This window comes from Flavicella sp., from assembly GCF_037132785.1.
Classification (GTDB): domain Bacteria; phylum Bacteroidota; class Bacteroidia; order Flavobacteriales; family Flavobacteriaceae; genus Flavicella.
This window is the reverse complement of the sequence record NZ_JBAHZZ010000192.1, coordinates 1-10,096: the sequence shown is the minus strand read 5'-3', so window position 1 is coordinate 10,096 and position 10,096 is coordinate 1. Positions and strand designations below refer to the sequence as shown.

At 31.8% G+C, this 10,096-nt stretch carries 7 protein-coding genes; 6 read left to right on the top strand and 1 reads right to left on the bottom strand.

The features are described from left to right. Nucleotides 1-372 precede the first annotated feature (372 nt). Both V5787_RS12190 and V5787_RS12185 read left to right on the top strand, forming a co-directional pair. Complete coding sequence (locus tag V5787_RS12190) at nt 373-3,702, top strand: glycoside hydrolase family 2 TIM barrel-domain containing protein (protein WP_336893480.1); 3,330 nt, start codon at nt 373-375, stop codon at nt 3,700-3,702. A gap of 17 nt (nt 3,703-3,719) precedes the next feature. Further along, entirely contained in the window at nt 3,720-5,003 is a 1,284-nt protein-coding gene (locus V5787_RS12185) for a DUF3472 domain-containing protein (protein WP_336893479.1), read from the top strand. A 32-nt stretch (nt 5,004-5,035) separates the two neighbouring features. Here V5787_RS12185 and V5787_RS12180 read toward each other — a convergent pair whose 3' ends face one another. Continuing rightward, nucleotides 5,036-5,497, bottom strand: a complete 462-nt coding sequence (locus tag V5787_RS12180) for an Lrp/AsnC family transcriptional regulator (protein WP_336893478.1) — start codon at nt 5,495-5,497, stop codon at nt 5,036-5,038. A gap of 168 nt (nt 5,498-5,665) precedes the next feature. On the opposite strand from V5787_RS12180, the gene V5787_RS12175 reads away from it, so the two are divergent. From V5787_RS12175 to V5787_RS12160, 4 genes are all read left to right on the top strand, one after another. Next, entirely contained in the window at nt 5,666-6,628 is a 963-nt protein-coding gene (locus tag V5787_RS12175; protein ID WP_336893477.1) for an NAD-dependent epimerase/dehydratase family protein, read from the top strand. A gap of 4 nt (nt 6,629-6,632) precedes the next feature. Continuing rightward, nucleotides 6,633-7,829: a glycine C-acetyltransferase gene (gene kbl, locus V5787_RS12170; RefSeq protein WP_336893476.1), complete on the top strand. Its 1,197-nt coding sequence runs from the start codon at nt 6,633-6,635 to the stop codon at nt 7,827-7,829. Between the two features lie 355 nt (nt 7,830-8,184). Further along, nucleotides 8,185-9,717: an arylsulfatase gene (locus V5787_RS12165; RefSeq protein WP_336893475.1), complete on the top strand. Its 1,533-nt coding sequence runs from the start codon at nt 8,185-8,187 to the stop codon at nt 9,715-9,717. 113 nt (nt 9,718-9,830) lie between these two features. Then, nucleotides 9,831-10,007 (top strand): hypothetical protein, encoded by a 177-nt coding sequence (locus V5787_RS12160; RefSeq protein ID WP_336893474.1) that lies wholly within the window; start codon nt 9,831-9,833, stop codon nt 10,005-10,007. Nucleotides 10,008-10,096: the final 89 nt, after the last annotated feature.

Here is a 10,096-nt window from a genome sequence, read left to right as displayed (position 1 = left end):
AACTAAAGGAAAATGAACCAAAAAATAGATCCATAACTAACATAAACAATGAAAATAAGAAAAAAAAATATAAATTTTAGATTTAAAAAGTCAAAATTGAAATCTAAAAATGAAAAGAGCATTATGCAACGGTCTTTTATTTTGTCCACTTGAAATATTTCACCAAAAATCATCAATTATTTTGTCTATTACACCTAACTTTGTAACTTGTTATATTAACTAATGTAACGGATTGTTGCGTTAGAATATTGAACCCAAGATGTCTACCTGATTTAAAGGGAGTTTTTACTTATTTGTTATGTTAGAAATTCTCCACTTTGATTGGTTAAAACCCATCGGATTTTTTAATTTCCAAGAATAAAGCACAATATTATGAAGATTAAATTATTGACGAGTTTAGCGTTTTCTTTAATTGTAATTTCTAGTTATAGTCAATCGTTGGACTATTTAGATTATATCGAAAATGAACAAGTAATAGAAGAAAATAAATTAGATGCTCATGCTTCGTTTTCTTCCTATGCACCTAATGAAGATGCCTTAAGTTTTGATCCAGAAAATTCTAATTTTTATCAGAATTTAGATGGAGAATGGAAATTTAATTGGGTGAGATCTCCAAAAGATAGACCAACTACTTTTATGGACCCATCAGAAAGTGTTGATGATTGGGATAATATTAAAGTTCCTTCGAATTGGGAAGTGGAAGGCTACGGAATTCCTATTTATGTTAATCACCAATATGAATTCTCTGATTTTAAAGCACCTGTTGCAGATGACATGGAATTTATCGATGGAATATATCCGAAGAATCCAGGGAAAGTGCCTGCTGATTATAATCCGGTTGGTTCTTATAGACGTGAATTTAATATAAACTCTGATTGGGACGGAAATGAAATATTTCTTCATATTGGAGCAATGAAATCGGGTGGTTTTGTCTGGTTAAATGGGGAATATGTTGGGTATTCTCAAGGTAGTAAACTACCATCTGAATTTAATATCACCGAGTTTGCACGATCTGGAAATAACACCATTGCAATTCAGGTTTTTAGATGGACAGATGGTTCTTATTTGGAATGTCAAGATTTTTGGAGAATTAGCGGTATTGAACGTAGTGTTTTTGTCTACGCACAACCTAAATTGAGAATTAAAGATTTTGAAGTTGTATCTACTTTGGATGGCGCTTATAAGAATGGGATTCTAGATTTAGACGTAGTAATTAAAAATCATCATTCAAAAAATAAAAAATCTCAAGTCACTTTTAGATTATACGATGCTAAGAATAAATTAATCATTTCTAAGTCTTCAGAATTGGCGGTTATTAAACATAATGAAAGTCATGTTAATTTTAAAGGGATTATTGAAAACGCAAAGCAGTGGAGCGCTGAACACCCTAACTTATATAGCCTTTTAATCGAGTTAAAAGACAGAAAAGGAAATGTTTTAGAATCGACTGCTATAAAAATCGGATTTAGATCGATTGAAATTAAAAATGGATTACTTTTAGTTAACGGTCAAAAAATTACTCTAAAGGGTGTAAATACACAAGAAACAGATCCAGAAACTGGACATGTAATGTCTGAAGAAATGATCATGAAAGACATTCGATTGTGGAAAGAAAATAACATCAATGCTGTTAGATTGAGTCATTATCCTAGAGCAAGAAAATTTTATGAACTGTGTGATATTCACGGAATCTATGTTGTTGATGAAGCTAATATTGAATCTCATGGAATGTATTACGGCGAATATTCATTAGCTAAAAACGAAAGTTGGGAGAAGGCGCATGTAGATAGAATGGTTCGTATGGTAGAGCGAGATAAAAACCATGCATCTGTAATTATTTGGTCAATGGGTAATGAGGGAGGCAATGGAACTAATTTTTATGCTGGTTATAAAGCCATAAAAGAAAAGGATAAATCTAAGAGACCTGTACAATACGAAAGACCTTATAAAGATTACGATGGAAGCTTGTATGATATGGATTGGAATACAGATATTATTGTTCCTCAATATCCATCGCCTAGAAGATTTGAAGAGGTAGGTAAGTCGATGACAGATAGACCTTATATTCCTAGTGAATATGCACATGCTATGGGAAATAGTACAGGTAATTTTCAAGATTACTGGAATATTATTGAGCAATATGATAATCTTCAGGGTGGATTTATTTGGGATTGGGTAGATCAATCTATTTGGAAAACGAATGAAAAAGGTGAAAGATATTACGCTTATGGAGGAGATTACGGAAAAGATATGCCTTCCGATGGTACTTTTTTAAATAATGGAATTGTATTTCCAGATAGAACTCCGCAACCAGGTTTGTTTGAAGTTAAAAAAGCACATGAATTTATAAATTTTAAGGACAAAGGAATAAATAAACACGGAGAACTACGTGTTTTAGTAGAGAATTTATACGATTTCACTAATTTGAATAATTTTGATATTACGGCAAAAATAAAGGCAGATGGAACTATATTAAAAACAATTTCAGTGGAATCGATTTCTGTAGAAACTCATACTGGAAAGTTAATTAGACTTCCGCTGAATGATATTTCTTATATGTCAAACACCGAATATTTTGTCGAAATTTCTGCAACTACCAAAAATGATTGGGGTCTTTTACCAAAAGGTTTTGAAGTGGCACACGAACAAATTAGATTAAATTCAAAATATAAAAATGAAAGTGTTATAATCGAAAACGGAGTGGATTTAACCATTAAGGTTGATAAATTAAACACAATAGTTTCTAACGATAATTTGGAATTAATTTTTAATGAAAAAGATGGACGATTAACGTCTTATATGTTTAATAATATAGAATTGTTAAAGGCAGGTAAAGGACCTAAACCTAATTTTTGGAGAGCTGTTACAGATAATGATTCTGGAAATAAAATGTACACTAAAAACATAGAGTGGAAGAAAGCGTCTTTGTTTTCTAGAGTTACAGAAGTTGTGTCTTCAAAAATATCAAGTAATGAGGTTGAGTTAAAAGTAACCTATAAACTTCCAGGTGTAGAAACTCACTTTACAAGTATCTATACGATTTATGGAAATGGAATTGTAAGAATTGAAAATACTTTAGAAGAAACAAATTATAAAGGTGATATTCCTAGAGTTGGAATGCGTATGCAACTTCCAAAGCAGTATAATAAAATGACTTATTTTGGTAGAGGACCTTGGGAAAATTATCAGGATAGAAAAGCATCGGCGTTTTTAGATTTGTATAATTCGACCGTATCTGAACAATATGTTCCTTATATCCGCCCACAAGAGAATGGATATAAAACAGATGTGAGATGGGTTGCCTTAACAAATGAAAAGGGAAATGGTTTAATGGTTGTTTCTCAAGATATTCAAAAAGGATTGGGAATTAGCGCATTGCACATGCCAAACGAAGATTTTGATACGACTTTGGGTCTTGACTACGAAAATTCAGGCAAAGTAAATTTGAGATATCAAATAGATGGAATTCCAGAGTTGAACAAAAACAAACATACCATAGATATAAAGGAACAAGATTTAGTTCAGTTGAATATAGATCTTGAACAACGTGGTGTTGGAGGTGATGATAGTTGGTATGCAAGTCCGCAAGATGAGTATCAGATTAAAGGAACTATAAAGCACAACTATGCGTTCTATTTGATTCCGATAGAGAATGGTTCTAAGGAGTTGTTTATAGAGACAAGTAAAAAGTTTGGAAAATAATTTTAAAATAAATTTTAATGAAATTTAAGTTTGTAATTCTATTGCTAATATTAATTCATGGTAATATTGTTTTTTCTCAAGATCAAGCAAAAGAAATTTCTATTTTGACTAAAGGGAATAGTTGGGTATATGATAGCCCTACGGAAACAAAAACTATTATCACAAAACGAGGAATTGAAAATTGGGATTCGGCTGAAACTAAAATTAGAACCTATTTTAAACTGGAAAATTCGGGTGAGCTGATAGTTAGTTTAGTTGTTAAGAATTCGAATAATTCTTCCATTAAAGTTTCCTTAAATGGTAGGTCTGAAGTTGTGGATATATCGAATACTGACTTTTCAACATTAGAAGTCGGAACATTTAAAATCGACAAACCTGGGTATCATTTTATCGAAATACAAGGTGTTCGTAAAAATGGTGAATATTATGGTGAGGTTTCAGAAATTGTAATTGAAGGTGAAGTAACTGAAGGAAATGTATATTATGTTAAAGAAGATTTTTATTGGGGAAGAAGAGGTCCTTCGGTTCATTTGAACTACGAAGTTCCTTCTGATGCAGGAGACATAAAATACTTTTATAACGAAATGACCATTCCCAAAGATAGTGATGTTGTTGGGTCTTATTTTATGGCTAATGGTTTTGGAGAAGGATATTTTGGTATTCAAGTGAATTCAGAAACTGAGCGTAGAATTTTGTTTTCTGTTTGGAGTCCATTCAAAACAGACGATCCTAAAAATATTCCTGATAATCAGAGGGTAGAATTATTGAAAAAGGGTAAAGATGTCATTTCAAATGATTTTGGTAATGAAGGATCTGGAGGTCAAAGCCGAAAAGTATTTCACTGGAAGTCTGAAACGACTTATAAATTTTTACTTAAGATTGAACCATCTGTGAATAATTCTACAGATTACACAGCGTATTTTTATGCTCCAGAAACAAGAGAATGGGATTTGATAGCATCTTTTAGAAGACCAAAAACTACAACATATGTGAAACGACCACATTCTTTTTTAGAGAATTTTAGTACGACTATGGGGAATCAAACGCGTAAAGTTTATTATAACAATCAATGGTTGCTGGATACAAATAATAATTGGTATGCTGTAAAAAAAGTTAAATTTACTGCGGATGCAACAGCTAGAAAAGAATCTAGATTAGACTATTCTGGAGGTATAATGAACAATACATTTTATCTTCAGAATTGTGGCTTTTTTGATAAGATAACGCCTATAAATTCTTTATTTTCAAAGTCAGATATAAATTTAATACCTCCTGTAATTGATTTTGAAAAATTGAAATAATTTTTAATTTGATATTAAGAATACTTTAAAACTTAGATGTGGTATTCGGTAGTATGAAACATTTCTTTTAATACAAAATAACTTTCCAAGATTCCAATATTTTCAATCTTGGAAAGTTTTGTTCTTACAAATTCATGGTAGATATCTAGGCTTTGCAAATTTATTTTCAAAAAAAAATCTACTTTTCCTGCCATATGATAACACTCTTGTACTTCGTCGAGTGCTTTAATCTGTTTTTCAAATTTATCAATAAAACCCTCGTTATGATACCGTAAGGAAACCATGCAAATCACTGTAACTGGTCTTCTGATTCGTTTTTTATCCAATATTGCGACATACTTTTTTATATATCCTTTATTCTCTAATTTTCGAGTCCTTTCGTAAACTGGAGACGCAGTAAGGTTTAAAATTTCAGCAATTTCTTTGGTGGTTTTTTTAGAATCCTTCTGAAGGATTCTAAGGATTTTTAAATCTATTTCATCAATGATTTCCATAAAGAGATAATTTTACTTTAGATGTAGCTGTTTTTAACATCGGAAAGTAAATATAATCAATACTGTTCATTATAAAAGATAAAAACACTTAATTTATTAAGTATTGAAGTTTATGTGTCCGTATTATAATGGTAATGTATAGTTTTGATCTTCTAAGATGTTAAGATAATGAAACAAGATAAAATATTAATTACTGGGGCAAGCGGACAACTAGGTTTAGTACTCGTTGAGAAATTGAAAGAAAAACATGGAATAGAGAATATTATCGCAACAGATTTGCGATTGAATGATGATTTCGTAGGGAATTTCAAAATCTTGGACGCGAATGATTTTGATAAGTTGACAAGTTTGGTTGTAGAATATGAAATCACACAGATTTATCATTTAGCAGCAATATTATCGGCTAATGGAGAAAAATTTCCATTAAATACTTGGGATGTTAATATGAAAACCTTTTTTAATGTTTTAGAAGTTTCAAGAATAAATAAAGTTGATAAAATATTTTTTCCGAGTTCAATAGCTGTTTATGGTGAGGATGCTCCAAAAAAGAGTACACCTCAAAATTATGTGTTGGCTCCGTCAACAGTTTATGGAATAAGTAAAGTGGCAGGGGAAAATTGGTCTAAATATTATTTCGAAAAATATGAACTCGATATTAGATCATTGAGATATCCAGGAGTCATAGGTTATCAATCGCTTCCTGGAGGAGGAACTACCGACTATGCTGTGGATATTTATCATAAAGCAATTCATAATGAGGATTTTGAATGTTTTTTAAGTGAAAACACAACTTTACCAATGATTTATATGGATGATGCTATTCGTGCAACGATTGAGTTAATGGATGCTCCTAAAGAAAGTATTACGGTGAGAACATCTTATAACTTATCTGGAATGAGTTTTTCTCCAGAAGAATTGACGGAGTCTATTCAGAAAATTTATCCTAATTTTAAAACAAATTACAAAGCTGATTTCAGACAGAAAATTGCAGATAGTTGGCCATCAAGTATCGATGATTCGCATGCTAGGATAGACTGGAATTGGAAACCCTCTTTTGACATTAAAAGGATGACAGAAACAATGATTAAAGAATTAAAACTAAAAGAAAGAAATAAACTTCAAAATATTTAAAACAATGTACGGATCTATAAAAGAACATTTGCAAAATGAATTGCAGGCAATAGAAGAAGCAGGCTTGTACAAAAAAGAGAGAATCATTACAACTTCTCAAGATGCTGAAATACAAGTAAGTACTGGAGAAAGAGTAATTAACTTTTGCGCAAATAACTATTTAGGTTTATCAAATAATAAAGAAGTAATTCAGGCTGCAAAAGATACTTTAGATTCTCATGGTTTTGGAATGTCTTCCGTGCGATTTATTTGTGGCACACAAGATATTCATAAGAAATTAGAAAGTAAAGTGGCAGAATTTTTTCGTTGCGAAGATACTATTCTTTATGCCGCCGCATTTGATGCTAATGGAGGTGTTTTTGAGCCTTTACTAATAAAAGAGGACGCAATTATTTCAGATTCTTTAAATCATGCTTCCATTATAGATGGAGTACGATTGTGCAAAGCCACACGCTATCGTTATGAAAATAATAACATGGAAAATTTAGAGGTACAACTAATAGAAGCCAATAAGCAGCAACACCGTTTTAAAATAATTGTTACCGACGGAGTTTTTTCTATGGACGGAATTGTAGCTCAATTAGATAAGATATGTGATTTAGCAGACAAGTATGATGCCATGGTAATGGTAGATGAATGCCATGCAGCTGGTTTTATTGGCAAAACAGGAAAAGGTACCATAGAGTTGAAAAATGTTTTAGGGAGAGTCGATATTATAACAGGAACCTTTGGTAAGGCATTAGGTGGTGCTATGGGTGGTTATACAACGGGTAAAAAAGAAATCATAGAAATATTACGTCAGCGCTCTAGACCTTATTTGTTTTCGAATTCATTGGCTCCTTCTATTGTTGGAGCGTCATTAAAAGTATTCGATATGTTATCTCGTGATACTTCGTTACGTGATAAGTTAGAAAGGAATACAAATTATTTTAGAAGCGAAATGGCCGCTGCTGGATTTGATCTAGTAGGTGCAGATGCAGCAATTGTACCCGTAATGTTATACGATGCGAAGTTGTCGCAAACAATGGCAAATAAGTTGTTAGAAGAAGGTATTTACGTTATCGGATTTTTCTTTCCAGTAGTACCAAAAGAAAAAGCAAGAATCAGAGTGCAGCTTTCAGCGTCGCATACTAAGGAGCATCTTGACAAAGCAATTACTGCCTTTATTAAAGTTGGTAAAGAATTAAAAGTGATAGATTAGATAAACGAATCTTAAAAACATTAATTAGCGAAGACCGTTTGAAAATATTTTTTTTGGAAAAATTAGTAATTTTAGCTTGAAGTATTGAAATTTTAAAAGAGTTAAATAAACAGTATAAATATTCTCAACTTTGTTATTTAAACGGTATCTTTAAAATGCTTTATTAAGCATTTCGGTGCAATAATTAGTATTGCTGAAATCAGTATAGTAAAACAGTTTTTTTAGATAAAGCACGAATTCGATTTAAGTTAAAACTATTCCAATATGGAAGACAACTAATTTGCCTTAGCAGATTTAGGTATCTGTTTTCTATGAATTTGAATAAAGATACACAATTTAAAAAAATCAAATCAAAATGAAATTTAGCAAACACTCACTTTTGGCATTAGTAGTTTTTATTGCCTTGCAAATAAGTTGTAAAAAAACAGTCGCCGAAAAAAAAACAAAAATTCAAACTAAACCAAATATTGTTGTAATTTATGTTGATGATTTAGGTTATGGAGATGTTGGGTTTAATGGTGCAACAGAAATAAAAACGCCGAACTTAGATAAGCTGGCCTTTGGGGGAGTTCGTTTTGTAAATGGTTATGCAAGTTCTGCTACTTGTACACCAAGCAGATATGCTTTATTAACTGGGGAGTATCCATGGAGGAATAAAAACGCCAAAATTTTAAAAGGTACTGCACCGCTAATTATTAATAAAGAACAAATTACGATTCCTAAAATGCTTAAATCAAAAGGATATCATACAGGGATAGTTGGTAAGTGGCATTTAGGACTTGGAACAGGGGTAGTCGACTGGAATAAAACAATTCGTCCTGGCCCAAACGAAGTTGGGTTTGATTATTCGTATATTATGGCAGCTACTCAAGATAGAGTTCCTACTGTGTATATTGAAAATGGAGATGTAGTTGGATTAGACCCAAATGATCCTATTGAAGTGAGTTATAATAAGAATTTTGAAGGGGAACCAACTGGGAAAGATAATCCTGAATTGACTACTATGAAATGGCATCATGGTCATAATAATAGTATAGTGAACCACATTCCAAGAATTGGATACATGAAAGGTGGGAAAACCGCTTTGTGGAAGGATGAAGACATGGCTGATCATTTTTTAAAAAGGGCTCAAGATTATGTAAAAGAACACAAATCAGAGCCTTTCTTTTTATATTATGCGATGCAGCAACCTCACGTTCCTAGAACACCACACGAACGATTTGTTGGGAAATCTGGAATGGGACCAAGAGGTGATGTAATTTTAGAAGCAGATTGGTGTATTGGAGAATTTGTGAAAACTTTAGAGAAAGAAGGGATTTTAGAAAATACTTTAATTGTATTTAGTAGTGATAATGGTCCCGTGTTAAACGATGGTTATTATGACGATGCTGTTGAGAAAATTGGAAATCACACTCCTTCTGGACCTTATAGAGGAGGTAAATATAGTTTGTTTGAAGCAGGAACACATGTACCATTTTTTACTTATTGGAAAGGTACAATTCAACCAACTACTTCTAATGCACTAGTATGTCAATTAGATTTATTGTCTTCATTGGCCGCTATTGTGGGAAGTGATATTAGAGTAGGTGATAGTAAAGAATTATCAAATACATTCTTAGGAATAGAAACTAAAGGAAGAGAAGAGTTGATTCTAGAAGCCACATCTAGAACTGCGCTTAAAAAAGGAGACTGGGTGATGATTCCGCCATATAAGGGGGTATCAATCTTGAAACATGTAAATATTGAAATTGGTAATTCAAACGGATATCAATTGTATAACCTTAAAGAAGATATAGGTCAACAAAATAATTTGGCAGATACAAATAAAGAAAAGTTAGAAGAGTTGATAGTCGTATTTGAAAAATTACGAAGGAATAGCAAAAAATAAAGAAGTAAAAAATATGAAATGATACTTACGGAACTTAGGTGTTATCTTAATAACTCACCTTGCGCAGTAATAATTTAGATTTAAGAAAATAATGTTCTGTCTTGTTAATAACTTTGAGAAGAAAAAAGACGGATAATTTTGTTGATTTATATACGAATTATTTAATAAGTTCAAGTTCTTACCCTACAGCTACAGGAATGGCATCCTTACTTTCGATAAAGCATGACAAAACAACAAGAGCGTTGTCAACAGCGTTTCCTCCATTCAATAACTTAACGCAACAAATCTAAATTTATAGATTTGTAAAATGGTAGTAAAAAAACATAGACGACTTACTCGTAAAGAAAGAATATAAATTGAGACTCTTTTAGATGAAAAA